Annotated in this window: 28 protein-coding genes; 14 read left to right on the plus strand and 14 right to left on the minus strand. The window is 69.4% G+C overall.

Annotation, left to right across the window (positions count from 1 at the left end; all coding sequences use genetic code 11):
* Positions 1-42: 42 nt before the first annotated feature.
* From AC1RLW_RS21975 to AC1RLW_RS21985, 3 genes are read right to left on the minus strand one after another with little or no spacing between them, the layout of a single operon-like run.
* Positions 43-579, minus strand: coding sequence for a Smg family protein (locus AC1RLW_RS21975; RefSeq protein WP_493195051.1), 537 nt, complete (start codon positions 577-579; stop codon positions 43-45).
* Between the two features lie 59 nt (positions 580-638).
* Entirely contained in the window at positions 639-1,781 is a 1,143-nt protein-coding gene (dprA, locus tag AC1RLW_RS21980; RefSeq protein WP_139700754.1) for a DNA-processing protein DprA, read from the minus strand.
* A gap of 33 nt (positions 1,782-1,814) precedes the next feature.
* Positions 1,815-3,038, minus strand: coding sequence for a LysM peptidoglycan-binding domain-containing protein (locus AC1RLW_RS21985; protein WP_070063232.1), 1,224 nt, complete (start codon positions 3,036-3,038; stop codon positions 1,815-1,817).
* Between the two features lie 160 nt (positions 3,039-3,198).
* Between AC1RLW_RS21985 and def the strand changes: the two genes are divergently transcribed.
* From def to AC1RLW_RS22010, 5 genes are read left to right on the plus strand one after another with little or no spacing between them, the layout of a single operon-like run.
* Positions 3,199-3,720: a peptide deformylase gene (gene def, locus AC1RLW_RS21990; protein WP_070063231.1), complete on the plus strand. Its 522-nt coding sequence runs from the start codon at positions 3,199-3,201 to the stop codon at positions 3,718-3,720.
* The gene (locus tag AC1RLW_RS21995) at positions 3,717-4,214 is read left to right on the plus strand and encodes a hypothetical protein (RefSeq protein ID WP_354348065.1); all 498 of its coding nucleotides are present in this window, start codon (positions 3,717-3,719) and stop codon (positions 4,212-4,214) included. Before def ends, AC1RLW_RS21995 begins: the two co-directional genes overlap by 4 nt.
* Positions 4,211-5,167, plus strand: coding sequence for a methionyl-tRNA formyltransferase (fmt, locus tag AC1RLW_RS22000; protein ID WP_493195054.1), 957 nt, complete (start codon positions 4,211-4,213; stop codon positions 5,165-5,167). Before AC1RLW_RS21995 ends, fmt begins: the two co-directional genes overlap by 4 nt.
* Complete coding sequence (locus tag AC1RLW_RS22005) at positions 5,167-5,907, plus strand: AzlC family ABC transporter permease (protein WP_062478259.1); 741 nt, start codon at positions 5,167-5,169, stop codon at positions 5,905-5,907. Before fmt ends, AC1RLW_RS22005 begins: the two co-directional genes overlap by 1 nt.
* On the plus strand, positions 5,904-6,245 hold the full coding sequence (locus AC1RLW_RS22010; RefSeq protein ID WP_493195056.1) for an AzlD domain-containing protein: 342 nt from the start codon (positions 5,904-5,906) through the stop codon (positions 6,243-6,245). The genes AC1RLW_RS22005 and AC1RLW_RS22010 overlap by 4 nt, the downstream gene beginning before the upstream one ends.
* A 10-nt stretch (positions 6,246-6,255) precedes the next feature.
* On the opposite strand, the gene AC1RLW_RS22015 is transcribed toward AC1RLW_RS22010, so the two are convergent.
* Genes AC1RLW_RS22015 through AC1RLW_RS22040 form a run of 6 tightly spaced genes read right to left on the minus strand, consistent with a single transcriptional unit; the run spans position 6,256 to position 11,780 of the window.
* Positions 6,256-7,230, minus strand: coding sequence for a Bug family tripartite tricarboxylate transporter substrate binding protein (locus AC1RLW_RS22015; protein WP_493195058.1), 975 nt, complete (start codon positions 7,228-7,230; stop codon positions 6,256-6,258).
* A 44-nt stretch (positions 7,231-7,274) separates the two neighbouring features.
* Positions 7,275-8,240, minus strand: a complete 966-nt coding sequence (locus AC1RLW_RS22020; protein WP_493195059.1) for an MBL fold metallo-hydrolase — start codon at positions 8,238-8,240, stop codon at positions 7,275-7,277.
* On the minus strand, positions 8,237-8,449 hold the full coding sequence (locus AC1RLW_RS22025; RefSeq protein ID WP_493195061.1) for a DUF2783 domain-containing protein: 213 nt from the start codon (positions 8,447-8,449) through the stop codon (positions 8,237-8,239). Before AC1RLW_RS22025 ends, AC1RLW_RS22020 begins: the two co-directional genes overlap by 4 nt.
* Positions 8,446-10,104 carry an FAD-dependent oxidoreductase gene (locus AC1RLW_RS22030; protein ID WP_493195063.1) on the minus strand — a complete coding sequence of 553 codons (1,659 nt, stop codon included), beginning with the start codon at positions 10,102-10,104 and terminating at the stop codon, positions 8,446-8,448. The genes AC1RLW_RS22025 and AC1RLW_RS22030 overlap by 4 nt, the downstream gene beginning before the upstream one ends.
* 7 nt (positions 10,105-10,111) lie before the next feature.
* The gene (locus AC1RLW_RS22035; RefSeq protein WP_493195065.1) at positions 10,112-11,233 is read right to left on the minus strand and encodes an alpha/beta hydrolase; all 1,122 of its coding nucleotides are present in this window, start codon (positions 11,231-11,233) and stop codon (positions 10,112-10,114) included.
* Positions 11,226-11,780, minus strand: coding sequence for a VOC family protein (locus tag AC1RLW_RS22040; RefSeq protein WP_095747253.1), 555 nt, complete (start codon positions 11,778-11,780; stop codon positions 11,226-11,228). The genes AC1RLW_RS22035 and AC1RLW_RS22040 overlap by 8 nt, the downstream gene beginning before the upstream one ends.
* 90 nt (positions 11,781-11,870) lie before the next feature.
* On the opposite strand from AC1RLW_RS22040, the gene AC1RLW_RS22045 reads away from it, so the two are divergent.
* From AC1RLW_RS22045 to pyk, 3 genes are all read left to right on the plus strand, one after another.
* On the plus strand, positions 11,871-12,779 hold the full coding sequence (locus tag AC1RLW_RS22045; RefSeq protein ID WP_493195066.1) for a LysR family transcriptional regulator: 909 nt from the start codon (positions 11,871-11,873) through the stop codon (positions 12,777-12,779).
* A gap of 92 nt (positions 12,780-12,871) precedes the next feature.
* Complete coding sequence (locus AC1RLW_RS22050) at positions 12,872-14,065, plus strand: phosphoglycerate kinase (protein WP_487847606.1); 1,194 nt, start codon at positions 12,872-12,874, stop codon at positions 14,063-14,065.
* 105 nt (positions 14,066-14,170) lie between these two features.
* Entirely contained in the window at positions 14,171-15,619 is a 1,449-nt protein-coding gene (pyk, locus tag AC1RLW_RS22055) for a pyruvate kinase (protein ID WP_062478290.1), read from the plus strand.
* Positions 15,620-15,679: 60 nt separating this feature from the next.
* Here the strand turns inward: pyk and AC1RLW_RS22060 are convergent, their stop codons facing one another.
* Positions 15,680-16,696 (minus strand): 1-aminocyclopropane-1-carboxylate deaminase, encoded by a 1,017-nt coding sequence (locus AC1RLW_RS22060; RefSeq protein ID WP_070063219.1) that lies wholly within the window; start codon positions 16,694-16,696, stop codon positions 15,680-15,682.
* 142 nt (positions 16,697-16,838) lie between these two features.
* Here AC1RLW_RS22060 and AC1RLW_RS22065 point away from each other — a divergent pair, with 142 nt between their 5' ends.
* The 3 genes from AC1RLW_RS22065 (at position 16,839) to AC1RLW_RS22075 (ending at position 19,552) form a co-directional block, all read left to right on the plus strand.
* Positions 16,839-17,324, plus strand: a complete 486-nt coding sequence (locus AC1RLW_RS22065; RefSeq protein WP_070063218.1) for an Lrp/AsnC family transcriptional regulator — start codon at positions 16,839-16,841, stop codon at positions 17,322-17,324.
* A 154-nt stretch (positions 17,325-17,478) separates the two neighbouring features.
* Positions 17,479-18,543, plus strand: coding sequence for a class II fructose-bisphosphate aldolase (gene fba, locus AC1RLW_RS22070; RefSeq protein ID WP_062478296.1), 1,065 nt, complete (start codon positions 17,479-17,481; stop codon positions 18,541-18,543).
* 100 nt (positions 18,544-18,643) lie between these two features.
* Complete coding sequence (locus AC1RLW_RS22075) at positions 18,644-19,552, plus strand: phosphoribosylaminoimidazolesuccinocarboxamide synthase (protein WP_062478299.1); 909 nt, start codon at positions 18,644-18,646, stop codon at positions 19,550-19,552.
* A 12-nt stretch (positions 19,553-19,564) separates the two neighbouring features.
* On the opposite strand, the gene AC1RLW_RS22080 is transcribed toward AC1RLW_RS22075, so the two are convergent.
* The 4 genes from AC1RLW_RS22080 to AC1RLW_RS22095 form a co-directional block, all read right to left on the minus strand.
* Positions 19,565-20,008, minus strand: coding sequence for an META domain-containing protein (locus AC1RLW_RS22080; RefSeq protein WP_159274102.1), 444 nt, complete (start codon positions 20,006-20,008; stop codon positions 19,565-19,567).
* A 102-nt stretch (positions 20,009-20,110) separates the two neighbouring features.
* Positions 20,111-21,400: a type II toxin-antitoxin system HipA family toxin gene (locus tag AC1RLW_RS22085; protein ID WP_493195332.1), complete on the minus strand. Its 1,290-nt coding sequence runs from the start codon at positions 21,398-21,400 to the stop codon at positions 20,111-20,113.
* Between the two features lie 49 nt (positions 21,401-21,449).
* Positions 21,450-21,758: a helix-turn-helix domain-containing protein gene (locus AC1RLW_RS22090; RefSeq protein ID WP_062481916.1), complete on the minus strand. Its 309-nt coding sequence runs from the start codon at positions 21,756-21,758 to the stop codon at positions 21,450-21,452.
* A 132-nt stretch (positions 21,759-21,890) separates the two neighbouring features.
* Positions 21,891-22,811, minus strand: coding sequence for a tetratricopeptide repeat protein (locus AC1RLW_RS22095; RefSeq protein WP_493195068.1), 921 nt, complete (start codon positions 22,809-22,811; stop codon positions 21,891-21,893).
* Between the two features lie 36 nt (positions 22,812-22,847).
* Between AC1RLW_RS22095 and purE the strand changes: the two genes are divergently transcribed.
* The 3 genes from purE to AC1RLW_RS22110 are packed head-to-tail and all read left to right on the plus strand — an operon-like array spanning position 22,848 to position 25,590.
* Positions 22,848-23,393, plus strand: coding sequence for a 5-(carboxyamino)imidazole ribonucleotide mutase (purE, locus tag AC1RLW_RS22100; protein ID WP_493195069.1), 546 nt, complete (start codon positions 22,848-22,850; stop codon positions 23,391-23,393).
* A complete protein-coding gene (locus AC1RLW_RS22105; protein WP_493195071.1) occupies positions 23,390-24,592 on the plus strand; it encodes a 5-(carboxyamino)imidazole ribonucleotide synthase in 1,203 nt (400 codons plus the stop codon). Before purE ends, AC1RLW_RS22105 begins: the two co-directional genes overlap by 4 nt.
* On the plus strand, positions 24,589-25,590 hold the full coding sequence (locus AC1RLW_RS22110; RefSeq protein ID WP_493195073.1) for an L-threonylcarbamoyladenylate synthase: 1,002 nt from the start codon (positions 24,589-24,591) through the stop codon (positions 25,588-25,590). The genes AC1RLW_RS22105 and AC1RLW_RS22110 overlap by 4 nt, the downstream gene beginning before the upstream one ends.
* Positions 25,591-25,605 lie beyond the last annotated feature (15 nt).

Raw genomic sequence — 25,605 nt, forward strand, 5'->3', positions numbered from 1 at the left:
TGTTCTCGTCTGTGGGGAAGTGCGCGCAGCTCGGAGGGGAGCTCAGTGTGCCGTACGGCCTTCGCGGCTCTCGCAAAGCTCGTCGAGCACCAGCGCATCGGGCTCGATGCCGGTGCTCCAGTGCACCATCAGCACGATGATCTTGAGTTCGTCCAATGCCACCGGGTCACCCGGTGCGGCCATCGCGCGCTCGACGACGATCTCGCGCAGGCCGCAGGGCAGCACGTTCGACAGTTCGAGAAAACGGATGAAGCCGAGGCATTCGGCGCCGAGGTGTTCCTGCTCCGACGGCGAGTACACGCGCATCGACTGGCTCGATTGCGGAAGTGCCGCCTCGGGTGCGCCGCCCAGCGTGACGCGGGCAGTGGTGATGGCGTTGTCGTCATCGCCTTCACTGGCCTGGTGTTCAAACTGCAGGCCTTGCGTGGCAAGGCTCAGGCCGTCGAGCCACTGCAGGGCGTCGCGTATTTCGTCCGCCTCGAAACCGTGCGCACTGAGCTTGCGGCCCAGCTGTTCGGGTTCGGGGCAGGCATCGCCGCGCCAGTAGTTTTCATACACAAACACGAGCACTTCGAACATGGGCCCAATATAGCCGAGGAATCTGTCGTGTGTCCCCAGGCTTTCGTGCACTTCGTGCGTCAGCCGACGGCTGCTCTTTGAAACAGGCCGCCGGGCAACCGCGAGACATGCCCGTCGAGCTCGAGCTCGAGCATCTTCGCCTGCAGCTGGGCCGCGCTCCAGCCGGTGCGTGCGCTCAGCGCATCGAGGCTCACGGGGTCGAAGCCGAGGGCATCGAGCAGCGGATGCTCCGGGGCCGGCGAAGGCGTGTCGGTGGAAGGCGTGCGAGCGGCCGGTGCCAGCGGCGGAAGCTCTTCGAGGATGTCGTTCACCGACTCGACCAGCTTTGCGCCCTGGCGGATCAGCGCGTGGCAGCCGCGCGATTGCGGCGAGTGGATCGAGCCCGGGATCGCGAACACTTCCTTGCCCTGCTCCGAGGTGAGCCGCGCGGTGATGAGCGAGCCCGAGGCCAGTGCCGCCTCGACCACCAGCGTGCCGCGCGCCAGGCCCGCGATGAGGCGGTTGCGCTTGGGAAAGTTCTGCGTGAGCGGCGGCGTGCCCAACGGCAGCTCGCTCACGATCAGCCCCTGCAGCGTGATGCGGTGCGCCAGGTCGCGGTGCCGCGCGGGGTACACGCGGTCCAGGCCGGTGCCGACCACCGCCACCGTGGCGAGTACCGGTGCGTCGCCCGCCGCGTCGAGCGCGCCCAGGTGCGCCGCGCCGTCGATGCCGAGCGCCAGCCCCGAGACCACGGGCAGGCCCGCTTCGCCCAGTGCCCGTGCGAAGGCGCGCGCATGGCTGGCGCCTTGCGGCGTCGGGTTGCGGCTGCCGACCACGGCGAGGCTGCGGCCGAGTTGCGTGAGGTCGAAGGCGGCGGCGCCGAGCACGTAGAGCATCAGCGGTGGGTCGACCATCTCGAGCAGCGAACCCGGGTAGCCGGCGTCGCCGAGCGTCACGACGCGGCGCGTGATGGCGCCGCCGGTGGGGTCGTCCGCGGGGTGCAGCCATTGCCAGGTCTGGTCGACCTGCGCCTGCAGGCCGGAGGGCGGCTGCTTCAGCGCGGCGGCCTGGGCGGTGCTGACGACTTCGCACAGCGTTGCCTCGGGCTGCGCGAAGATCGCGTCAGGCAGCCCGAAGGCCGCGAGCAGGCGGCGTGCGGCGCCGTCGCCGACGCCTGGGGTCAGTGAAAGTCGCAGCCAGCCTGCGAGTTCTGCGCGTTCCAAACGAGTGTGCGAGAAAGAAGCCTCAGGCGCGTGTCAGGGATTGACGAGGAAGTCGCCGGCGCGGGGAGTGTCGTTGATTTCGAGCACGAGTGCGTACGAGACTTTCTCGAAGGTGCGGAACACCATCAGCAGGCCGATGCGTTCGTTCGGCAGCTTGATGGTTTCCTTGCGTGCGCCGGTGCGGTCGAGGATGGTCTCGCCGTTCTTCAGAATGGCCAGCACGTGGCCGTTGTCGACGCCGTCGCGCGTGCCCTTGTTGATGGCCACGACCTGGTTCTGCGCCGCGTACTGCACGGCGTTGCCGTAGACCGACACGATGCGGCCGTCCACCTGGGTGGAGGGCGCGCGCGGCGCGTAGCTCAGCAGCTGGCGCGGCGGCTCGGGCAGCAGGCGGTCGCCGGCGCGCATTTCCTCGCGCGACGCAATGATGTCGATGCTGGCCGGCACGACGGTGATGACGTCCTTGTCACCGGTCGTCTCGATGGTGGTCGATTCGCCGCGCTGCAGCTGCGCCTTGCCCAGGTACTGCGCCTCGTAGCCGAGGATTTCGCCGGTGCCGGGGTCTTTCAGCGGCGTGGCGCTGCGGAAGATGCGGTAGTGCTGCACCGGGCCCGGCTTTTCGACCAGCGGCGACTCGGCGTTGCCGCGTGCATAGGCACGGTCGCCGCGCGACAGCAGCACGCGGCTGTCGTTGCCGGCCACGATGCGCGGCGCGGCGTCCAGCGTGTTGGCGTCGACCACGATGGGTTCGCTGAGGAAGGGCTCGATCAGGCTCGGGTTGAGCGTGGGCAGGGCCATGCCGGCGAGCGAGTCGAAGCGCGTGCGCGGCGACAGCTTGATGGTGCCGCCGTCGCCGCCAGAGACGCCGCGGCGCGTGGTCAGGCGCGCGCGGCCGCCGCTCTTGTCCAGGTACAGCACCTGGCCCGGGTAGATGCGGTGCGGGTCCTGGATCTCGTTGATGTTCATGCCCCACAGCTCCGGCCAGCGCCAGGGGCGCAGCAGGTACAGGCGCGAGATGGCCCAGAGCGTGTCGCCGGGCTTGACGGTGTACTCGTCGGGCGCCTTCGGCGACAGCTCGCTCAGCGGCACGCCGGCCTGGGCGGTCTGCTGGGCGGTGGCGCGCTGCTGGGGCGTGACCGGGTAGGTCGTCTGCGCCCAGGCCGCCGTGGCGCCGCAACTGCCGGCCACTGCCAGGGCGGCCGTCCAGAAGGCAAAGAAGGTCGGGCGCTGGTGTTCGGTGGAGCTGGGCTGTGTCATGTCTGGATGGGTGAGCGCACGAAGTATCGTGGCGCATACGAATCTCACAATTTGCTACGAATTCTGCGCCCGAAGCCCTTGCAAGGGCAACGTTTTCGCGCCAATGCGCCGCGACGCGTCGCGGAATTGGCGAAAATAGCCACAACTTCCCCCCGATTTCATGGCCAAACGAATCATTCTGAGTTACCCCGACAAGCGCCTGCACACGGTGGCCAAGCCGGTGCAGGGCGTGGACGCGCGCATCAAGACGCTGGTCGCCGACATGCTGGAAACCATGTACGACGCGAGCGGCATCGGCCTGGCCGCGACCCAGATCGACGTGCACGAGCGCGTGGTCGTGATCGACGTCTCCGAAGAGCGCAACGAGCCGATCGTGCTCATCAACCCGGAAATCACCTGGGCCAGCGACGAAAAGGTGCTGAATGAAGAGGGCTGCCTCTCGGTGCCCGGCATCTACGACGGCGTGATGCGCTCCACCTCGGTGAAGGTCCAGGCGCTCGACGCCGACGGCAACACCCACACCATCGAGGCCGACGGCCTGCTGGCCGTGTGCATTCAGCACGAGCTCGACCACCTCATGGGCAAGGTGTTCGTCGAATACCTGTCGCCGCTCAAGCGCAACCGCATCAAGAGCAAGCTCCTCAAGCAGCAGCGCGAGGACATGAAAGAAGCACGGGCATGAACCGTCGGGCTGCGTGGTCCTCGCTGGCCGCCGCCGGACTGTTGTTCCTGGCGGGCTGCGTCAGCGAGCCCACGCGCATCCAGCCCGGCACCTCCGCCGCCGAGACCCTGCAGCGCCTGGGCGCGCCCACCGGCCGCTATCCGCTCAACGGCGGCGGCGAGCGCCTGCAGTACTCGCGCATGCCGGCCGGCTTCGAGGTGGTCGACATCGACCTCGACGCGTCCGGCAAGGTCGTCTCGGTGACCCAGGTGCTCACCGAGGCGCGCTTCGACCACGACATCCAGGTCGACCGCTGGCGCCAGAACGAGGTGCTGGCCTTCTACGGCAAGCCCTACGAAATCAGCCGCGTCAGCTCCTTCGATGGCACCGTCTGGACCTGGCGCTACAAGGCCATCAACGAGCGTCGCATGCTCTATATCTACATCGACCCCACCGGCGTGGTGCGCCGGTACCACACGGGGGATGACCTCGAATTCGAACGGATCCGGGATTGAGCGCGTTGAAAGTCGTTTTTGCGGGCACGCCCGAGTTCGCGCGCGTCGCCCTGGAGGCCATCGCCGCCGCCGGCCATGACATCGTCGGCGTGATGAGCCAGCCCGACCGGCCCGCCGGTCGCGGCATGAAGCTGCAGGCTTCGCCCGTCAAGCAGTGCGCCGTGACCCACAACTGGCCCGTCGCCCAGCCGCGCAGCCTGCGGCTGGACGGCAAGTACCCCGACGAGGCCACCGCCGCGCGCGACACGCTGCTCGCGTGGCAGCCCGACGTGATGGTGGTCGCGGCCTACGGGCTGATCCTGCCGCAGTGGGTGCTCGACCTGCCGACGCACGGCTGCCTCAACATCCACGCCAGCCTGCTGCCGCGCTGGCGCGGCGCGGCGCCGATCCACCGCGCCATCGAGGCTGGCGACGCGCAGACCGGCATCACGATCATGCAGATGGACGCGGGCCTGGACACCGGCGACATGCTGCTACGCGAGGCGATCGACATCGCGCCCGGCGAGAACACCGCCCGCCTGCACGACCGCCTGGCCGCGCTCGGCGGCCGCATGGTGGTCGAGGCGCTGGCGCAGATCGGGCAACTCACCCGCACGCCGCAGCCCACCGAAGGCATCACCTACGCCCACAAGGTCGAGAAGCACGAAGCGCTGATCGACTGGACGCAGCCGGCCGCTGCCATCGTGCGCCGCGTGCTGGCCTTCGATCCGTTCCCCGGCGCCAACAGCCCGCTCGGCGGCGAGACGGTCAAGCTCTGGGCCGCACATGTGGCAACCGGCCCTGCAGGCGCCGCGCCCGGCACCGTCGTCTCGGCCGACGCCACCGGCGTCGCCGTGGCGGCGTCGGACGCCACCGTGGTGCTCACCGAACTGCAACGCCCGGGCGGCAAGCGCCTGCCCGCGGCCGATTTCCTGCGCGGCTTCGACCTGAAGGCCGGCCAGGTCTTCGGCTGATGTTCCTCTCGCCCACGCTGCGCCGCCAGCCCGAGTTCCGCGCCGGCATGCGCGACATGGCCTCGGCCGCGCTCGGCATCGGCGCCTGGGGCCTGATGACCGGCGTGGCCATGGTCAAGTCGGACATGAGCGTGCTCGAGGCCGTGGCGATGACCCTGTTCGTCTACGCCGGCAGCTCGCAGCTGGCCGCCATCCCGCTGCTGGCCGCGGGCGCGCCGGCCTGGGTGATTCTGGCGACGGGCTTCTGCGTGAACCTGCGCTTCGTGGTGTTCAGCCTGCACCTGCGGCCTTACCTTATGCACATGCCGCGCTGGCGCCGCCTGCTGCACGGCTACCTGACGGCCGACCTGAGCTACGCGCTCTTCACGAAGCAGTACACGGCCCCGCCGACCACGCCCGCCGAGCGGCTGGCGCAAGAGGCCTACCTCACCGGCAACTACTTCGTGACCTGGTGCGCGTGGATGGGCATGAGCCTGCTGGGCATCGCGCTGGCCAACCTCATTCCGCAGACCTGGGGCCTGGGCTTTGCCGGCGTGCTGAGCCTGGTGGCCATCGTCTGCTCGATGGCGACGACGCGGCTGCGCGTGCTGGCCGCGCTCATCGCGGGCGCCACGGCGGTCGCGGCCTACGCGCTGCCGCTCAAGCTCAACATCGTGGTCGCGATCGGCGTGGCGGTGCTGCTGTGCTTCTGGCTCGAAAAGCAGTTCGGGCTCGACCCCGACGCGGAGGACGACAAGTGAACGCCGGCGGCACCGACTGGTGGTCCCTGGCCGTGATCGCCGGCCTCGCCGGCGTCACCGTGCTCACGCGCTGCTTCTTCTTCATCCTCGACCGGCCCTGGGGCCTGCCCGAGTGGGCGCACCGCGCGCTGCACTACGCGCCGGCCGCCGCGCTGGCCGGCGTGATCGCGCCCGAGATCGTGATGACGCAGGGCCACCTGATCACCACGCTGCACGACGCCCGCCTTTATGCGGCGGTCGTCGGCGGCGCCTACTATTTCTGGCGGCGCGGCGTGCTCGGCACGATGCTGGCCGGCATGGCGGTGTACCTGCCCCTGCACCTCGGCCTGGGCTGGTGATCGACTCAGACTAGTCGAGCTTCACGCCGGCGGTCTTGATGATGTTGCCCCAGCGCTCGCTCTCCGCGCGCGAGAGCTTGTAGAAGTCCTGCGGCGTGCCGGGCAGCGCTTCGAAGCCGAACTCCGCAAACAGCTTCACCACCTTCGGTGCCTTCATCGCCTTGTGCAGCTCGGTGTTGATGCGCGCCACGGCCTCGGGCGGCATGCCGGCCGGGCCGATCAGGCCGTGGAAGGCGTAGGCGTTGACGTCGCTGAAGCCGGCCTCGACAAAGGTCGGCACCTCGGGCAATGCACTGGCGCGCTGCGGCAGCGCGATGGCCAGCACGCGCACCTTGCCCGACTTGATGATCGGCAGGCCCGAGGCCAGGTCGAGCATCATCGTCGGCACCTGGCCGCCCATCACGTCGGTCATGGCGGGCGCGGCGCCCTTGTACGGCACGTGCGTGATCGTCAGGCCCGCCTTCTGCTTGAACAGCTCCATCGCCATGTGGTGCGGCGAGCCGTTGCCGGGCGAGGCGTAGCTCACCTTGTCGGGGTTGGCTTTCACGTAGCGCACGAACTCGGCCACGTTCTTCGCGGGAAAGTCGGGGTGCACGACCAGCGCCACCGGGAAGCGCCCGATGGTGCCGATGTAGGTGAAGTCGATCGCCGGCTTGTAGGGCAGCTTGGCGAACATGTGCTCGTTGAACAGCAGCGCCGCGTTCTCGGCCTGCATGATCGTGTAGCCGTCGGGCTTGGCCTGCATCATCACCGACACGCCGATGTTGGTCGACGCGCCGGGGCGGTTGTCGATGATCAGCGGCTGGCCCAGCGACGGCTGCATGGCCTCGGCCAGCGAGCGCGCGAGGTTGTCGGTGCCGCCGCCGGCCACGTAGGGCACGATCCATTTCACGGGCTGGCCGGGGTAGGCCGCCGGTTGCGCCGACGCGAAGGGCGCGGTGGCGAGCGCGAGGGTCGCGGCCAGCAGGGGAAGGAAGCGTTTCATCGTTTTGTCTCCGTTGCTTTGTTGAAAATCGGTGATCGGTCGGCTCAGGTGCCGCGCAGGACCTGCCAGAGCTCGCGGTCGCGCTCGGCGGTCCACACGACCGGGTGCTCGATGCCGCGCAGCTCGTCGTAGGCGCGCGAGACGTCGAAAGGCAGCACGTGCTGGAACACCGGCCAGCCGCCGAAGCGCGGCGTCATGGCCGCCTCGGCGCGCGCGAAGCAGCCCTTGAGCGTGTCGCCCGCGGCGATGCCCGCGCGCACGCTGTCGAGCAGCGTCGAGAGAAAGTCTTTTGTGAGCCCGATCGCCTCGGCGCAGGCGGCTTCGCCTTGCAGCACCGCGCCGCGCCCGGGCACCAGCACGCGCGGTTGCAGCGCGCGCACCGCGTCGAGCGTGCCGGCCCAGTCGCCGATGTAGGCGTCGCCCGCGTACACGCCGCAGTGGTTCTCGACCACGTCGCCCGCAAACAGCACGCCGCTGTCGGGCAGCCAAGCCACGGTGTCGCCGCTCGAATGGCCGCGCCCCAGCGCTAGGAGCCGCAGTTCGCTGCCACCGCCCAGCGGCAGCGCCATCTCGCGGTCGAAGACCGTGGTCGGGAAGGTCAGGCCCGGAATCTCTTCCACGCCCGCGAACAGGCGCGGGAAGCGGCCGACTTCCGATTCGAAGTCGGCCTGGCCGCGCGTGCGGATCCAGTCGAGCGTGCCGTTGCTGGCGACGATCTCCTGCACCTCGTCGAAGGCGCTCGCGCCCATCACGCGCACCGCGTGGTAGTGGGTGAGCACGATGGTGCGGATCGGCTTGTCGGTCACGCTGCGGATCGCCGCCAGGAAATCGCGCGCCATGCGCGGCGTGGGGCGGGTGTCGATCAGCACCACCTGCTCGTCGCCGACGACGAAGCCGCAGTTGGGATCGAAGTCGCTGATGTAGCCGTAGGCGCCCGGCGCGAGTTCCTGCAGACGGGGCTTCTGCTCGCGGGTGTCGGAGGCGGAAGCGAAAGAGACGATGGCGGTCATGGAGGTGTTGTCGTGGGGATGTCGTCGTCGGCCTCGGCCGCCGCGCGGATGCACGCGAGCAGCACGGCCTGGTCGGCGCACTGGTTGGCCAGCAGCAGCACGAGGCGGGCGTTGAGGTCGGCGCTCTGCGCTTCGGTGCGGCCTTCGTGCGCGACCAGCAGGGCGGCGTAGAAGCCGTCGGAATCGGGGATGCGGGGCTCGGTAATCATGAGGACGAAGCGGGGAGTGCGAGCGCCGTGCGGACGGCGGCGCTGATCGTGTCGGGTCTGGCTTGTGCAAGGAGCGCAGCGCGGTAGGCATCGGGGCGCACGAGCACGAAGCCGCCCGTCGCGCCGGGGTCGATGCCGAGGTGGCGCGCCAGCGTCTCGTCGGCCTGCAAGGTCGGCAGGCCGCTGTCGCCGCCCACGGCCAGCAGGCGCAACGGCAATCCGGCCGTGGCATCGCTCGCGGCCTGGGCCTGCGCGCGCGTCGGCGCGAACCACAGTCCCAGGCACTGCGTGCCCTCGGCCAGCAGCTGCATCAGCGTGGTCTCGCGCCCATCGGCCCAGCGCAGCGGCAGGTTTTGCACCGTGCGCCCGCCCTCGGGCAGCAGCGGCGCGGCGGGGTAGTCGTTGGCGACCGACATGCGGCCCGTGTTGACCAGCGCGCGCGCGAAGGTGTGGCGCTTGGCCAGCGCCACCACGGCGCGGCGCAGCGTGTGCTCGGCCGGCGAGCGCGGCGCGAGGAAGCGCGCCGATCGGCTCGTGACCGTCAGGTTCTCCTGCGCGGCCGGGCGGCGCTCGGCGTCGTAGCTGTCGAGCAGCGCGTCGCCGGCTTGGCCCTGCGCGACCAGCGCGAGCTTCCAGCCGAGGTTGGCCGCGTCCTGGATGCCGGTGTTGCCACCGCGCGCGCCGAAGGGGCTCACCACGTGCGCGGCATCGCCGATGAAGCACACGCGGCCGTGGCGGAAGCGCTCCAGCAGGTGGTCGCGGTAGCCGTAGGGGCCGATCCACACGAACTCGAACGCCACGTCGGGCCCGAGCTGTTCGCGCAATCGCGCACCGGCCACCTCGGGGCGGCTGATCTCGGCCGGGTCGCAGTCTTCGGGCATCTGGTAGTCGATGCGCCACACGCCGTCGGCCATCAGGTGCTGCCACACGCCGCGGCCTTCGTTGAAGGGCGCGTCGACCCAGGTCCAGCGCTCGGTGGGCAGCGGCTTCTCGAAGCGCACGTCGCTGATGCACCAGCGGTCGGTGCTGCGCGAGGCATGCGATGCCACGCCGAGCTGCGTGCGGATCGGGCTGTTCGCGCCCGTGGCGTCGATCAGGTGGTCGGCCTCGATCGTGTAGCTGCCGGCGGGCGTCTCGATGTCGATGCGCACACCGTCGGCCAGCGGCTCGACGCGCGTCACACGGCTCTTCCAGCGCAGGTCGGTCACGCCGAGTTCGAGAATGCGCTCGACCAGGAACCACTCGATGTAGAACTGTTGCAGGTTGATGAAGGGTGGCTGCGTCGAGACGCTCGTGGCCTGCAGGTTGAAGTTGTAGACCTCCTCGTCGCCCGAGAAGGTGCGACCGAACGACCAGGTGACGCCCTTGGCCGCGATGCGTTCATAGATGCCCAGGCGCTCGAAGATCTCCAGGCTCTTTTGCGCATAGCAGATGCCGCGCGACGAGGCGCCGCGCACGCCCACGGTGTCGTCTTCGTCGAGCAGCACGGCGCGCACGCCGCGTTGCGCGAGGTCGCAGGCCAGCGTGAGGCCCGAGGGGCCGGCGCCGACGATCACGACCGGGTGGCGCACCACCTGCACACTGCTGAGTTCGGGCGGCGGCGTGAAGGGCCAGACCGGCAGCTCGTAGGCCGGCGCGAATGCAAAGTTTTCCATGGCTCTTCTACAGCGCGTGTGCGAACTCGGCGATGGCATCGGCCGCCTGCGGGATCAGCTCGGGCTGGCCCGCCAGGTAGTGGTTGCCGCCGACGATGTCGACGTTGCGGATGCGCGCGCCGCCCGCCGCCATCCATGCATCGCGCGTGCTCGGGAAGGTCGACTGGTCGCCGGTGTAGGTCAGCAGCAGCTGGGGCACCGTGGTGCGCGCGAGGTTGGTGGGCCCGTCGGCCTGCGAGCGCGACGACCACTGCGAGAGGAACGCGGTGAGCGAGGTGGTGCGGCCCATCGCGTTGGCCGAGTAGTTCACCTGCCGCGCATCGCCCCAGACGCTGCCGGGCAGGCGCGCGTTCGCATCGAGCGACAGGTCGACGCAGCGCGGATCGGCATGCGTGCGGTAGACGACGAAAGTCTGGTCGCGCGGCGCGCCGGGTGTGCCGCGCAGCAGCGCGAGGCGCTCGAGGCACCACTGCTCGATGCGGTCCAGCCGTGCCTTCTGCGCCGCGCTGAAGCGCGCGAGAAAGTCGGCCTCGTAGGGCACGCGGTGGCGCGGGTCGTACATGTCGAGCTCGGGGTCGACCGAGAGCGGGTCGTGCTCGTCGGTGACCGAGGGGTCGATCCAGTCGCGCATGAGCCGCGTGCGGCCCAGGTGCGCGGCGCACAGCGCGAGGCCGTCCACGGGTGGCAGGTCGCTGGCGTGCAGGTGCGTCGGGTCGCCGTCGGGCAGGTGCGTGGCCGTGAGCTGCTCGGCCTGCGCCTGGTAGAAGGCCGCGAGCGCCGCGCCGCCCGAGTTGCCGACCAGGAATACCTTCTCGTAGCCGGCCTCGCGCAGGTACTGCACGCCGGCGCCCAGGTCTTGAATCGCACGTTCCATCAGCAACACCGTGTCGTTGCCGACGAAGCGCGAGTTCAGGCCCATGCAGCAGATGCCGCGCTCGGCCAGCGGGCCGATGAGGTAGTGGCCCATGAAGTTGCTGGTCGGGTGCATCACGATGGCCGCGATCTTTTTCGGCCCCGGCGGCGCGCGGAAGGCGCCGTAGATGCGCGGGCGCAGCAGCTGCAGGCCCGACTGGCTGTCCATGGCCGCGCCGGGCTTCACGTCGATGACGGCAAGTTGCAGCTCAGACATGCGACGCGCCTTTCGCTGCGCGAAGCGCCGCCTTGCGCGCGGTCCACGCGTCGAGGTCGGCATGGGCATGGCGCGCGTGCGCGTCCATCTCGGCCTGCGGCACGGTCGGCGTGGTCAGTTCCACGCGGATGCCGTTGGGGTCGAAGAAGTAGATCGACTCGATGATGTGATGGTCGGTCACGCCCAGCACCTCGATGCCCGCGCCTTCGAGCCGCGCCTTGGCGGCCAGCAGGTCGGCCACCGAGTCGACGCGCAGCGCGATGTGGTTCACCCACGAAGGCGTGTTGGGCGAGGGCAGCGCGGCGGTGTCGTCGCCCAGGTCGAAGAAGGCGATGTACGCGCCGTCGCGCATCTGGAAAAAGATGTGCACGTAGGGGCAGTACTCGCCCGTGCTCGGCACGTGGTCGTTCTTGATGACGTGGGCCAGCGGCAGGCCCAGCAGGTCTTCGTAGAAGTGGCGGGTTTCCTCGCTGTCGCGGCAGCGCCAGGCGAAGTGGTGCAGCCCGCGAATGGGTGGGGGCGCCGTGGGGGTGGCGGTCGTCGGCATGTCGTGTCTCCGTTGAGGCCGCGATTGGGCAATGCCGCGTCTTATGATGCAATCGAAATTAATTCATCGATTGATGAAATAATCATATATATGAACCTCACCCTGCGCCAGCTGCGCGCCTTCGCCGCCGTGGCCGAAACCGGCAGCTTCACCACTGCCGCCGGGCAGCTGCACCTCACGCAGTCGGCGCTCAGCGTGCTGGTGCGCGAGCTCGAGCGCGAGATGGGCGTGCAGCTGCTCGACCGCAACACGCGGCGCGTGCAGCTGTCGGAGGCGGGGCGCGAGTTCCTGCCGTCGGTGCACCGGCTGCTCGGCGACCTCACGAGCGCGGTCGCGGGCGTGACCGATTTGCGTGACAAGAAGAAAGGGCTGTTGCGGCTCGCAGCGCCGCAGCTCATGGCCTGCACGCTGATGCCGCGCGTGATCGCCGCCTACCGCGAGGCGTACCCCGACGTGGACGTGCGTCTGGCCGACACGCTGCCCGAGCACCTGCTGCTGGGCGTGGCGGCCGGCGACGTCGAGCTGGCCGTGGGCCAGGACGTGGCGGTGGACGCCGCCGCCATCGAGCGCCGCACGCTGTTCCGCGACCGCCACTGGCTGATCTGCCCGCCCGGCCACGCCTTCGCCAAGCGCCGCAAGGTGCGCTGGCACGAGCTGGCGCCCTTCACCTTCATCGCGCCCACGCGCGACTTCCGCCAGCGCGTGCTGCCCGAACTGGGGCCCGAGGAGCGCGCCTTCCTGATGCGGCCGGGCACGCAGGAGGTGTCGTACATGACCACCGCGCTGGGCATGGTGGCCTCGGGGCTGGGGCTGACCGTGTGCCCGACCTACTCGGCGTCGCTGGTGCGCGCGCACGGGCTGCAGATGGTGCGGCTCGAGTCGCCCGACTTCCACCGCGAGGTCTGCGTGTACAGCGCGGCGCGGCGTTCGCTGTCGCCCGCGGCGGCGAGCTTCGTCGGCATCCTCGAGCAGTTCGCGACCGCGCAGGCGAAGGCCTGAAAAAGCATCAGCGCCCCGCAAGAGACGCGCAGGGGCTCAGGAGGGTGAAAACTACAATGCGGGCAGTCCCGTCTTTCACCATCCTCAGACCCATGAACGTCATTCGATTCACCGACCTCTGTGCGCAAGGCAAGGCCGCCGGCCAGCGCGTCTTCATCCGTGCCGACCTCAACGTGCCGCAGGACGATGCCGGCCGCATCACCGAAGACACGCGCATCCGCGCCTCGGTGCCCTGCATCCAGCTGGCGCTCGACGCCGGCGCGGCCGTGATGGTCACCTCGCACCTGGGCCGCCCGACCGAAGGCGAGTTCAAGCCCGAAGACTCGCTGGCGCCCGTCGCCCAGCGCCTGGGCGAGCTGCTCGGCCGTGAAGTGCCGCTGGTGGCCAACTGGGTCGACGGCGTCGACGTCAAGCCCGGCCAGGTCGTGCTGCTGGAGAACTGCCGCGTCAACAAGGGCGAGAAGAAGAACGACGAAGCACTGGCCCGCAAGCTGGCCGCGCTCACCGACATCTACGTGAACGACGCCTTCGGCACCGCCCACCGCGCCGAAGCCACCACCTACGGCATTGCTCAGTTCGCCAAGGTGGCCGCGGCCGGCCCGCTGCTGGCGGCCGAGATCGACGCCATCACCAAGGCGCTGGCCCAGCCCAAGCGCCCGCTGGTCGCCATCGTGGCGGGCTCCAAGGTCAGCACCAAGCTCACCATCCTCAAGAGCCTGTCGGCCAACGTCGACCAGCTGATCGTCGGTGGTGGCATCGCCAACACCTTCATGCTGGCCGCGGGCCTGTCGATCGGCAAGTCGCTGGCCGAGCCCGACCTGGTCGACCAGGCCAAGGCTGTGATCGACGCCATGCGCGCGCGCGGCGCCGATGTGCCGATCCCGGTGGACGTGGTCACGGCCAAGACCTTCGCGGCCGACGCGCCCGCCACCGTCAAGGCCGCCACCGACGTGGCCGAGGACGACCTGATCCTGGACATCGGCCCGAAGACGGCCGCCATCCTGGCCGCGCAGCTGCGCGAAGCCGGCACCATCGTCTGGAACGGCCCCGTGGGCGTGTTCGAGTTCGACGCCTTCGCGGGCGGCACGAAGGCCATCGCGCAAGCCATTGCCGAAAGCAGCGCCTTCTCGATCGCCGGCGGCGGTGACACCCTGGCGGCCATCGCCAAGTACGGCATCGAAAAGCAGGTCGGTTACATCTCGACCGGCGGCGGTGCCTTCCTCGAGGTGCTGGAGGGCAAGACCCTGCCGGCCTTCGAGATCCTGGCCAAGCGCGCGGCGGGCTGATTCCGGCGGCGGTCCGGCCACGGGAGGGAAATCCCCCGTGGCGACTGACTTCCGTTCGACACACAAAGTGTATACAGTAGCGAATACAAAACGGAGACCCCCTTCATGAGCTCGGACCGCATCCCCCGCCACGCCACCAAGATCGTCGCCACCCTCGGCCCCGCCTCCAGCACGCCGGAATTGCTGGAACAGATGATCCTGGCCAAGGTCAGCGTGGTGCGGCTGAACTTCAGCCACGGTACGGCGCAGGACCACATCGACCGCGCCACCATGGTGCGCGAAGCCGCCCGCAAGGCCGGGCGCGAAGTGGCCATCATGGCCGACCTGCAGGGCCCGAAGATCCGCGTCGGCAAGTTCGCGCAGGGCAAGATCTGGCTGGAGCCGGGCGCCAAGTTCGTGCTCGACGCCTCGCGCACCGAGCTGGGCGACGTCGACGCCGTCGGTCTCGACTACAAGGACCTGCCGCGCGACGTGAAGCCCGGCGACAAGCTGCTGCTGAACGACGGCCTGATCGTGCTCACGGTCGACGGCGTCAAGGGCGAAGCGGTGCACACCACCGTCAAGCTGGGCGGCGAGCTGTCGAACAACAAGGGCATCAACAAGCAGGGCGGCGGCCTCACGGCGCCCGCGTTGACGGCCAAGGACATGGAAGACATCAAGACCGCGATGAGCTTCCAGGCCGACTACGTGGCCGTGAGCTTCCCGAAGAACGCCACCGACATGGAAATGGCGCGCCAGCTGTGCAACGTGGCGGCCGCCGAGTACGGCCACAAGCCCGGCATGATCGCCAAGATCGAGCGCGCCGAAGCCATTCCGAAGCTGGAAGAAATCCTGCGCGCCAGCGACGGCATCATGGTCGCCCGCGGCGACCTGGCCGTGGAAGTGGGCAACGCCGCCGTGCCGGCGCTGCAGAAAAAGATGATCCGCATGGCGCGCGACATGGACAAGGTGGTCATCACCGCGACCCAGATGATGGAGTCGATGATCACCAACCCCGTGCCCACCCGCGCCGAGGTGAGCGACGTGGCCAACGCCGTGCTCGACGGCACCGACGCCGTGATGCTCTCGGCCGAAACCGCCTCGGGCCGCTACCCGCTCGAGACGGTGCAGGAAATGAGCCGCATCTGCGAAGCCGCCGAAGCGGCCGAAGACAAGACGCTCGACGCCGACTTCAGCGGCAAGACCTACAGCCGCATCGACCAGTCGATCGCCATGGGCGCGCTGTTCACGGCGCACCACCTGGGCGCCAAGGCCATCGTGGCGCTGACCGAATCGGGCTCCACCATCCTGTGGATGAGCCGTCACCGCGCGCACATTCCCATGTACGCCCTGACCTCGCGCCTGGCCACGCAGCGCAAGCTGGCGCTGTACCGCAACGTGCGCCCGCTGCTCATGGATTCGGAAAGCGACCGCGACACCGCGCTGCGCCAAGCCGAGAGCCACCTGAAGAAGCGCGGCATCGTGCAAAGCGGCGACGTGTACGCCATCACCTGCGGCGAGCCGATGGGCGCGCCCGGCGGCACCAACATGCTGAAGATTTGCCGCGCGAGCTGAGATCGTTCGCAGCAAAGCAAAGGCCGGCACATGCCGGCCTTTTTCATGGCGCCGTCTGGTTCAGCCGTTGCGGAACAGGAAGCTGTAGGCGTTCAGCGCTGGCACGCCGCCCAGGTGCGCATACAGCACCTTCGAGCCCGCCGGGAATTCGCCCAGCCGCACCTTCTCGATCATCCCGTGCATCGACTTGCCCTCGTACACCGGGTCGGTCAGCATGCCCTCGAAGCGCGCGCTCAAACGGATCGCCTCCAGCGTGCCCTCGTTCGGCAGCCCGTACTCGGGCCCGCCGAAGCGGCGGTCGAGCACCACGTCCTTCTCGGTGATGTCGCGGCCCAGCTCGACCAGCTCGGCCGTGTTTTTGGCGATGCGAAGGATCTGCTCGTAGGTCTGCTGGGGCTTGGCCGAGGCGTCGATGCCGATCACGCGGTCGGCGCGGCCGTCGGCCGCGAAGCCCACCACCATGCCGGCCTGCGTGCTGCCCGTGACCGAGCAGACCACGATGTAGTCGAACTTGAATCCGAGCTCGGCCTCCTGCTGGCGCACTTCCTCGGCAAAGCCCACGAAGCCCAGGCCGCCGCGCGGGTGCTCCGAGCAGCCCGCGGGGATCGGGAAGGGCTTGCCGCCGGCCGCGCGCACGTCGGCCATCGCCTGTTCCCAGCTCTGGCGGATGCCGATATCGAAGCCCGCCGCGTCCAGCCGCACGTCGGCGCCGAGGATGCGCGACATCTCGATGTTGCCGACCCGGTCGTACACCGCGTCGGAGTAGTTGACCCAGTTCTCCTGCACCAGCACGCACTTCAGGCCCAGGTGCGCGGCCACGGCCGCGACCTGGCGCGTCTGGTTCGACTGGATGCCGCCGATCGACACCAGCGTGTCGTAGCCGCCTTCGAGCGCCTCGGGAATCAGGTACTCCAGCTTGCGCGTCTTGTTGCCGCCGAAGGCCAGGCCGCTGTTGCAGTCCTCGCGCTTGGCGTAGAGCTCGACCTTGCCCCCCAGGTGGGCGCTCAGGCGCTTCAGCGGCTGGATCGGCGTGGGGCCGAAGGTCAGGGCGTGGCGGGGGAATTTCTTCAGGTTCATCGACGCAGCTCCAAAGCGGTGGGGTTGAAGCTGTCGATCGTAGGAAGAAGGCTTTGCAATGTGCTTGCGAAGTTGGCTGGCTTCGTCGCTCAAAAGAAGGCAGGATCGCCATTAAGAAGGCTTTTCATCCGGAAAGGAAGCCATGAGCACAACAAAGTTGCGCGCCCCGACGGAGCTCGACCGCACCGACCGCGCCATCCTGCGCGCCCTGCAGCGCGACGCCTCGGTGTCGAACGTGGCGCTGGCCGCCAAGGTGAACCTCAGTGCGCCGGCCTGCCTGCGGCGGGTCGAGCGGCTGCGGGCCGCGGGCTTCATCAAGGGCGTGGTCGCCCTGCTGGACCCCGACGCGCTCGAGGTCGGCATGCTCGTGATGATCGGCGTGGTGCTCGACCGCTCCACGCCCGACTCGTTTGCCGATTTCGAGAAGGCGGCGCAGAAGGTGTCGGGCTGCCTCGAATGCCACGTCGTCACGGGCGAATTCGACTACTTCATGCTCGTGCGCACCCGCGACAACGACAGCTTCAACCGCCTGCATGCCGAGCAGCTGCTGTACCTGCCGGGCGTGCGGCAGATCCGGACCTTCGTGGTGCTCAAGCAGGTGCTGTCGACCACGCAGTTGCCGATCTGAAAAAGTTGAAAAAGAGCTGCGCGCCAGTACCCGTGGCGCCCGGGGTGGCGTCGGCCCTGTCCCACAAGGGGGCTCGGTAGAATCGGGGTAGTTTTCTCCCGACTTTCCGCCTTCTCTTTTTCCCGTCTTTTTCTATTCCCACGAGGTATTTCCCATGGCACTCGTCTCGATGCGCGAACTGCTGGACCACGCCGCCGCCAACGGCTACGGCATTCCGGCCTTCAACGTCAACAACCTCGAACAGGTCCAGGCCGTCATGGAGGCCGCCAAGGAAACCGGCGCGCCCGTCATCCTGCAGGCCAGCGCCGGCGCCCGCAAATACGCGGGTGAAGCCTTCATCAAGCACCTGATCCAGGCCGCCATCGAGCAGTACCCGAACATCCCGCTGGTGATGCACCAGGACCACGGCCAGAGCCCGGCCATCTGCCAGGGCGCGATCGACCTGGGCTTCTCGTCCGTGATGATGGACGGCTCGCTGCACGAAGACGGCAAGACGCCCGCCTCGTTCGACTACAACGTCGACGTGACCCGCAAGGTGGTCGAACTGGCCCACAAGGTCGGCGTCACGGTCGAAGGCGAGCTGGGCTGCCTGGGCTCGCTCGAAACCGGCATGGCCGGTGAAGAAGACGGCATCGGCGCCGAAGGCGTGCTCGACCACGCTTCGCTGCTCACCGACCCCGAGGAAGCCGCCCAGTTCGTGAAGGCCACGCAGCTGGACGCGCTGGCCATCGCCATCGGCACCAGCCACGGCGCCTACAAGTTCACGCGCAAGCCCACGGGCGACATCCTGTCGATCCAGCGCGTGAAGGAAATCCACGCCCGCCTGCCCAACACCCACCTGGTGATGCACGGCTCGTCGTCGGTGCCGCAAGACCTGCTGGAAATCATCCGCAAATACGGCGGCAACATGAAGGAAACCTACGGCGTGCCCGTCGAGGAAATCCAGGAAGCCATCAAGTACGGCGTGCGCAAGATCAACATCGACACCGACATCCGCCTGGCGATGACCGGCGCCGTGCGCAAGTTCCTGGCCGAGAACCCCGAGAAGTTCGACGCCCGCGAGTGGCTCAAGCCCGCGCGCGAAGCCGCCAAGCAGATCTGCAAGCAGCGCTACATCGAGTTCGGCTGCGAAGGTCAGGGCGCCAAGATCAAGGGCGACACGCTGCAGGTCGTTGCCGCCAAGTACGCCAAGGGCGACCTGGCGCAGCAAGTCATCTAACGAAGACAGACTGCGCGCCGCAGGCCACCGCTCGCGGTGGCTTTTTTCTGCGCGCACAATCCGCTTTTCCCGTCACCGTTTCCCAGCCGAGCATCCGTCCATGACCACCGTTCACACCTCTTCCATCCAGAGCCTGCCCCTGCTTGCGCGCGGCAAGGTGCGCGACAACTACGCCGTCGGCGAAGACCGCATCCTGATGGTCGCGAGCGACCGGCTCAGCGCCTTCGACGTGATCATGGGCGAGCCCATCCCGGGCAAGGGCGAGATCCTCACCAAGATGGCGCTGTGGTGGTTCGACCGCCTGGGCGCGCTGTGCCCCAACCACCTGACGGGCGAGGCGCCCGAGAGCGTGGTGCAACCCGACGAGGTGGCGCAGGTCACGGGCCGCTCGATGCTGGTCAAGCGCCTGCGTCCGATCCCGGTCGAGGCCGTGGTGCGCGGCTACCTGGCCGGCAGCGGCTGGAAGGAATACCAGGACAACCGCGCGGTCTGCGGCGTGCCGCTGCCCGAGGGCCTGACCAACGCCAGCAAGCTGCCGCGCCCGATCTTCACGCCCGCCGCCAAGGCCGCGGCCGGCGAGCACGACGAGAACATCAGCTACGAGCGTGTGGTCGAGGTCGTCGGCCCCAAGCTGGCCCAGCAGATCCGCGAGGTCAGCATCGCCATCTACGAAGCGGCGGCCCAGATCGCGCTCGCCAAGGGGATGATCATTGCCGACACCAAGTTCGAGTTCGGCCTGGACGAGAACGACACGCTGGTGCTGATGGACGAGGTGCTCACGCCCGACAGCTCGCGCTACTGGCCGGTCGAGGGCTACGAGGCCGCGCTGGCCGCCGGCACCAACCCGCCGAGCTACGACAAGCAGTTCGTGCGCGACTGGCTCGAGGCCACCAAGATCAACGGCAAGCCCTGGGACAAGACGCCCCCGGCGCCGCGCCTGCCGGCCGAAGTCATCGAGAAGACGGCCGCCAAGTACCGCGAGGCGCTGGACCGCCTCACCCACGGCTGATCTGTTTTTTCCCTAGCGGTTGCCGCTGCTGAGCAGCGCGACCGTGCGGCCGCTGCCATCGAGCAGCGCGAGCCGCCCCGGCGCCAGCCGGTAGCTGGCCGTGTTCTGCAGCGCCGACAGGAACTGCGCCTCGTTGGCGCCGCGCACCGGGTCGGCGCAGGCCATGCGCGTCGCGGCCATCTGGCCGAGCTTGAGCGACACGCCCGCGCGCGTGAACGATCCCGTGACGCGGTTGCAGCCGCCTGAACCACTGACCCGTCCGCTGTTGCGATCGAACTGCAGCTGCGCATCGCCGCCCGGCGCGATGGGCTCGTCGCCCAGCTGCACCAGGCGCCACACCGGCCCTTCGATCGGCTCGTCGAGGCTGATGCCGCTGCCGCAACCGGTCAGGGCGGTCAGCAGCAGCGCGGCCGAGGCAATGGCGGGGAGCGCGGTACGGCGGGCGAAGGAACGCATGGCCAATTTTCCTTTTCAATCTGCAACAAGTTAAAACCGGCGCCATCGTATGCGACGCCGTGGCCGGTGCGAAGACAGGCCCGATGGCGCATCCGGGCTTCTTCAGGCCGCGAGGCTGGCGAGGGCCACGCCGCCCGCGAGGCGCGCCTCGACGCAGCGGCGCACGCTGGCCGGCGTGCCGTCCTGCGCCAGCAGCGCGGGCCACTCGGCCTGGGCCTGGCGCACCGTGTCGCGCGCGATGGCCATCAGGCGCGCCGGCCGCAGCAGCCCGGCCGCGCGCAGCAGCGCCTCCAGCGCCGGCCCGTCGAAGGCGCGCAGCGTGGCGTCGATGGCGCGGTTGACGCCGTAGTCGCGCGCCGGCACGTCCTCGAAGAAGGCGGCCACGCAGACCGGGTCGTACAGCGGCGCGAGCACCGGCTCCACGCCGTCGGGGTAGCGCAGCGCCCAGTTCTTCAGGTGCGCGTCGCTGTTGCCCAGCAGGATGAAAGCGACCAGGCGGCGCACGCACTCGCGCACGTCGGCCACCGGGTTCGGCGACAGGCGGTCGAGCACGCGCAGCATGGCGGGCCAGTCGGTGGCCAGGCCACGGCCGTACTTCTGGCGCGGCTCGTACTGCAGCACCTGCGCGAACTCTTCCATGTGGATGCGCCCGCCCTCGGGCGTGCGGTCGAAGCGGCGCACCGCCAGGATCTGCGCGAAGGGCACCTGCTCGGGCAGGTCGGCGTCGGCACGGTCGATCACGTGGGCCTGCGCGCAGTCGAGGCCGAGCGCGCCGCACAGGCGGTAGCCGGTGTATTCGTTGGCGACCAGGTCGGGGTGGCGCGTGCTCGGCAGCTTGAGGATGAACGAGCCCGCCGCGCCGTGGCGCTTGACCACGTAGCGCCGCCCGTCCTGCACCGCCGAGAACTTGGTCACCACGCCGGGGATGGCGGCGGCGTCTTCCACCGGCATCTCGACGAAGCCGGGCTCGAGCACGTCGAGCCCCAGCGCCGTGTGCCAGTGGCGCACGGTGTCGGGAATGCCCTCGGACGTGGGCACGGGCTCGACCTCGAGCGCGCCCATGAGGTCGTGGCCGGCGGCGGCCAGCAGCTCAAACTCGTCGTCGGCCGCGCAGCCACGCTGCTGCGCCAGGCGCTCGCGGTTGTGGCCCTCGGGCAGCAGGTTCTGGAAGTAGCTGGGCCAGCGGCCGTCGCTGCGCGAGACGCGGGCGTCGCGCGCCGAGGCCAGGATGGCGCGCGTGGCGGCCTCGTCGGCGCCGCGGTAGGCCAGCGACAGCGTGGGGCGGCCCGGGTCGGCGATGTAGGCCTCGTCGAAGGACACGCGCAGGATGTCGCCGTACTGCGAGAGGTACCCGATGGCGCGCCGCCCGCCTCCGGGCAGGTGCAGGTGCATCCGCAGGTAGCGGATGCCCGTGTTGAAGGCGGCGCGCGTGCTCACCGCCTCACCGGTTCTCGTCGGCCAGGCTCTGGGCGATGGACGGCGGCGCGCCCACGCCCGCCGGCTGGCCGAGCAGGCGCCCGCCCGAGCGCACGAAGTCTTCGAGTTGCGGGCGCAGGCTGGCGGGCACGGGCATCAGCTCGAGCCCCAGCACCCGCGCCATTTCGAGCAGCGTCGACAGGCGCGGATCGATCTGCCCGCTTTCGATGCGCTGCACCGTCATGCGCGACAGCCCGGCGCGCGTGGCCAGCGCCTCCTGGCTCAGGCCGCCGGCCTTGCGGGCTTTTTCGAGTTCTTCGGTCAGTTGGAGCATTGCAATGTGCTTTTATCGGGAATTGAGTAGCAATGCTATCTATATGGGGCGGTGGCGGCAATAAAAAAGCGACCCAAAGGTCGCTTTCTTGTTCAATTGCGCACTGAAAGGCGCAATGCGTCGTTCAGCCGTTCAGCTCAACACCACGCTGCTGAGGCGGCGGCGGTACGTGGCCACCACCGGATCGTCCGGCGGAATCTGCCCGTCGGCGACCTTCACCTTCGGCGGCTCGATCACGTCGAGGATCGCGATGTAGGTCTTGCGCGCGAGGTCTTCGCTCCAGCTCTTGTCGCGCATGAGGATGTCGAGCAGCTCGTCCATCGCGTCGGTCCAGCGCTGGGCGGCCATCAGCAGGCGGGCGCGGTTGAAGCGGGCGTCGAAGTCGCGCTTGTTGGCCGCGATCTTGTCGTCGAAGTCGCCCAGCGTCGGCGCGGAGCCGGTGACGGGCGCTGCGAAATCGATGGCATCCATCCAGCGCTGCAGCGAATCGAAGCGGCGCACCAGCGTGGTCTTGGCGATCACCGGGGCAAAGGCGACCTTGGCGTCGTCGGTGCGGCCTTCCTGCAGCAGCAGCTTGATGTAGTCGAAGCGCGCGTCGTCGTTGGCCGGGTCGGTGGCCACCGCGTGCTGCAGCTTCTCGAGCGCGCCCAGGGTGTCGCCCTCGGCCAGCGCTTCCTGCGCGGCGGCGCCTTCCGAAGCCGCTTCGGCTTCCTCTGCGCCCGGCACGTGCTTGTCGAGGAATTCGCGGATCTTCTCGGCCGGAATGGCGCCCACGAAGCCGTCCACCGGCTGGCCGTCCTTGAACATCACGCAGAACGGGATGCTGCGCACGCCGAACATCTCGGACAGCTGCGAGGAAATCTGCGGCACCTTGTCGGCGTCCAGCTTGGCCAGCGTGAAGCGGCCGGCGTACTCGGTTTCGAGCTTTTCGAGCACCGGGCCGAGCTGTTTGCAGGGGCCGCACCATTCGGCCCAGATGTCCAGCAGCACCGGCGTGGCGACCGAGCCTTCGATCAGCTCGGCCTGGAAATTTTCGAGAGTGATGTCGATCATCGGGAACAGCTGGGGGTGAAACGTAAAATTGAAACCATGAACGAAACCATTCAGGTCGGTGTAGTGATGGGCTCGAACTCCGATTGGGAGACGATGCGCCACGCGGTCGAGATTCTCCAGCAATTCGGGATCAGCCACGAAGCGAAGGTGGTCTCGGCCCACCGGATGCCCGATGCGCTGTTCGCGTACGCCGAAAGCGCCGCCGGGCGCGGGCTCACCGCGATCATCGCGGGGGCGGGCGGCGCGGCCCACCTGCCGGGCATGCTGGCGTCGAAAACCACGGTGCCGGTGCTCGGCGTGCCGGTGGCCAGCCGCCACCTGCAGGGCGTCGATTCCCTCTACAGCATCGTGCAGATGCCCAAGGGCGTGCCCGTGGCCACCTTTGCCATCGGCACCGCCGGCGCGGCCAACGCGGCGCTGTTCGCCGTGGCCATGCTGGCGGTGAACAACCCGGCACTGCGCGCCCAACTCGACGCCTTCCGCACGGCCCAGACCGCCGCCGCGGAGGCCATGGTGCTGCCACCGCCCGAAGCGGGCGCGCCGGTGTCGCCCTTCTCGCCGCAAGGCGGGGGTGCGCTGTGAGCACCGGCCATTCGGGCCATGCCGGCGATTTGCCCATCCTCCCGGGCGCCACGCTCGGCGTGCTCGGCGGCGGCCAGCTCGGGCGCATGTTCGCGCACGCGGCCCAGCGAATGGGTTACTTCACCGCGGTGCTCGACCCCGACGCCGACAGCCCCGCCGGCCGCGTGAGCCACCACCACATCCACACCGACTACGCCGACGTCGACGGCCTGGCCCGCCTCGCCGGCCTGGCCGACGCGGTGACCACCGAGTTCGAGAACGTGCCCGCGCCCTCGCTGGAGCACCTGGCGGTGGCGCGGCCGGTGTCGCCCGCCGCCTCGGCCATCGCCATCGCGCAGGACCGCATCGCGGAGAAGGCGCACTTCACGCGCTGCGGCGTGCCCTGCGCGCCCTACGCCGTCATCGAGACCGCGGAGCAACTGGCCGCGGTCGATGACCAACTGCTGCCCGGCATCCTCAAGACCGCCCGCCTGGGCTACGACGGCAAGGGCCAGCAGCGCGTGAAGACGCGCGCCGAGCTGGTCGAGGCCTGGCAGGCCGCCGGCTGCGTGCCCTGCGTGCTCGAAAAGATGCTGCCGCTGGAGTTCGAGTGCTCGGTGATCCTGGCGCGCGGCCGCGACGGCCAGATCGTGCACTTCCCGCCACAGCGCAACCTGCACCGCGACGGCATCCTCGCCGTGACCGAGGTGCATCCGCAGAACATGCCCAAGACCGTGGCGCAGGGCGCGGTCAATTCCGCCAAGAGCATCGCCAGCGGCCTCGATTACGTGGGCGTGCTGTGCGTCGAGTTCTTCGCGCTGGCTGACGGCTCGCTGGTGGTCAACGAAATGGCGCCGCGCCCGCACAACAGCGGCCACTACACGATGGAAGCCTGCGACGTGTCGCAGTTCGAGCTGCAGGTGCGCACCCTCACCGGCCTGCCGCTGACCGCGCCGCGCCAGCACAGCCCCGCCGTCATGCTCAACCTGCTGGGCGACCTGTGGTTCCCGGGCGGCGAGGGCGACGGCGCCAAGCCGGTCGCGCCGCGCTGGAGCGAGGTGCTCGCCCTGCCCGGCACCCACCTGCACCTGTACGGCAAGCTGGCACCGCGCCGCGGCCGCAAGATGGGCCACCTGACCCTCACCGGCGCCACGCTCGAGAGCGTGCGCGCCAATGCCTCGCAGGCCGCGCTGCTGCTGGGCCTGCCGGCGCTCGCATGATCCTCGACGGCCACGCTCCCGACGCCATCGCCGAGGCCGCGCGCGTGCTGCGCGCGGGCGGGCTGGTCGCCTTCCCGACCGAGACCGTCTACGGCCTGGGCGCCGACGCCAGCAGCGACACCGCCGTCGCCGGCATCTTCGCGGCCAAGGGCCGGCCGGCCGACCATCCGTTGATCGTCCACGTGGCGGCGGGCGCCAAGGGCGCGCAGGCGCTGTCGCGTTTTGCCCAGCCGTTGCCGCCTTTCGCGCAGAAGCTCGTGCAGGCCTTCTGGCCCGGCCCGCTCACGCTGATCGTCACGCGCCAGCCCGGCGTGGGCACGGCGGCCGCTGGCGGGCAGGACACCATCGGCCTGCGCTGCCCCGCGCACCCGGTGGCGCAGGCGCTGCTCGAAGCCTGCGCCGAGCAGGGCGTGCCCGGCCTCGCGGGGCCCAGCGCCAACCGCTTCGGCCGCGTCAGCCCGACCACGGCGCAGCACGTGCACGACGAGTTCGGCGACGCGCTGCTCGTCGTCGACGGCGGCGCCTGCGAAGTGGGCATCGAATCGACCATCGTCGACTGCAGCCGCGGCGCGCCCGTGCTGCTGCGCCCGGGCCTCATCACGCGCGACCAGATCGAGGCCGCCGTCGGCGAGCCGCTGCGCGACCGCGAGGTGCTCGACACGCCCGACCCGCGCGCCTCGGGCACGCTGGAGGCGCACTACGCGCCCGACGCCAAGGTGCGGCTGATGGACCCCAAGGCCATCCAGACCGGCCTCGATGTGCTCGGCGCCAACGCCGCGCACATTGCCGTGTGGACGCGCAGCGCGGTGCGCAGCCGCTCGCAGCGCGTGCTGCTGCGGCGCATGCCCGACGACGCGGCGGCCACCGCGCAGCAGCTGTTCGCGGTGCTGCGCGAGTTCGACGCGCAGGGCATGAAGCTGATCTGGGTCGAGACGCCGCCCGACACGCCCGAGTGGGAAGGCGTGAAAGACCGCTTGCAGCGCGCTGCAGCGGCCTGATCAACGCCTTTTAGG

Source organism: Variovorax sp. GW822-FHT04A09, assembly GCF_058801005.1.

Bases quoted from the DNA above. Each gene is read 5' to 3' on its own strand.
- AC1RLW_RS22085 (WP_493195332.1), bottom strand. From the start codon at position 21,400: ATGCACCTGCACCTGCCCGGAGGCGGGCGGCGCGCCATCGGGTACCTC.
- AC1RLW_RS22080 (WP_159274102.1), bottom strand. From the start codon at position 20,008: ATGCGTTCCTTCGCCCGCCGTACCGCGCTCCCCGCCATTGCCTCGGCC.
- AC1RLW_RS22075 (WP_062478299.1), top strand. From the start codon at position 18,644: ATGACCACCGTTCACACCTCTTCCATCCAGAGCCTGCCCCTGCTTGCG.
- AC1RLW_RS22025 (WP_493195061.1), bottom strand. From the start codon at position 8,449: ATGATTACCGAGCCCCGCATCCCCGATTCCGACGGCTTCTACGCCGCC.
- AC1RLW_RS22090 (WP_062481916.1), bottom strand. From the start codon at position 21,758: ATGCTCCAACTGACCGAAGAACTCGAAAAAGCCCGCAAGGCCGGCGGC.
- AC1RLW_RS22030 (WP_493195063.1), bottom strand. From the start codon at position 10,104: ATGGAAAACTTTGCATTCGCGCCGGCCTACGAGCTGCCGGTCTGGCCC.
- AC1RLW_RS22050 (WP_487847606.1), top strand. From the start codon at position 12,872: ATGAACGTCATTCGATTCACCGACCTCTGTGCGCAAGGCAAGGCCGCC.
- AC1RLW_RS22110 (WP_493195073.1), top strand. From the start codon at position 24,589: ATGATCCTCGACGGCCACGCTCCCGACGCCATCGCCGAGGCCGCGCGC.
- AC1RLW_RS22020 (WP_493195059.1), bottom strand. From the start codon at position 8,240: ATGACCGCCATCGTCTCTTTCGCTTCCGCCTCCGACACCCGCGAGCAG.
- AC1RLW_RS21975 (WP_493195051.1), bottom strand. From the start codon at position 579: ATGTTCGAAGTGCTCGTGTTTGTGTATGAAAACTACTGGCGCGGCGAT.
- pyk (WP_062478290.1), top strand. From the start codon at position 14,171: ATGAGCTCGGACCGCATCCCCCGCCACGCCACCAAGATCGTCGCCACC.
- AC1RLW_RS21995 (WP_354348065.1), top strand. From the start codon at position 3,717: ATGAACCGTCGGGCTGCGTGGTCCTCGCTGGCCGCCGCCGGACTGTTG.
- AC1RLW_RS22035 (WP_493195065.1), bottom strand. From the start codon at position 11,233: ATGTCTGAGCTGCAACTTGCCGTCATCGACGTGAAGCCCGGCGCGGCC.
- AC1RLW_RS22060 (WP_070063219.1), bottom strand. From the start codon at position 16,696: ATGAACCTGAAGAAATTCCCCCGCCACGCCCTGACCTTCGGCCCCACG.
- AC1RLW_RS21985 (WP_070063232.1), bottom strand. From the start codon at position 3,038: ATGACACAGCCCAGCTCCACCGAACACCAGCGCCCGACCTTCTTTGCC.
- AC1RLW_RS22045 (WP_493195066.1), top strand. From the start codon at position 11,871: ATGAACCTCACCCTGCGCCAGCTGCGCGCCTTCGCCGCCGTGGCCGAA.
- AC1RLW_RS22065 (WP_070063218.1), top strand. From the start codon at position 16,839: ATGAGCACAACAAAGTTGCGCGCCCCGACGGAGCTCGACCGCACCGAC.
- def (WP_070063231.1), top strand. From the start codon at position 3,199: ATGGCCAAACGAATCATTCTGAGTTACCCCGACAAGCGCCTGCACACG.
- purE (WP_493195069.1), top strand. From the start codon at position 22,848: ATGAACGAAACCATTCAGGTCGGTGTAGTGATGGGCTCGAACTCCGAT.
- fba (WP_062478296.1), top strand. From the start codon at position 17,479: ATGGCACTCGTCTCGATGCGCGAACTGCTGGACCACGCCGCCGCCAAC.
- AC1RLW_RS22015 (WP_493195058.1), bottom strand. From the start codon at position 7,230: ATGAAACGCTTCCTTCCCCTGCTGGCCGCGACCCTCGCGCTCGCCACC.
- AC1RLW_RS22005 (WP_062478259.1), top strand. From the start codon at position 5,167: ATGTTCCTCTCGCCCACGCTGCGCCGCCAGCCCGAGTTCCGCGCCGGC.
- AC1RLW_RS22040 (WP_095747253.1), bottom strand. From the start codon at position 11,780: ATGCCGACGACCGCCACCCCCACGGCGCCCCCACCCATTCGCGGGCTG.
- AC1RLW_RS22095 (WP_493195068.1), bottom strand. From the start codon at position 22,811: ATGATCGACATCACTCTCGAAAATTTCCAGGCCGAGCTGATCGAAGGC.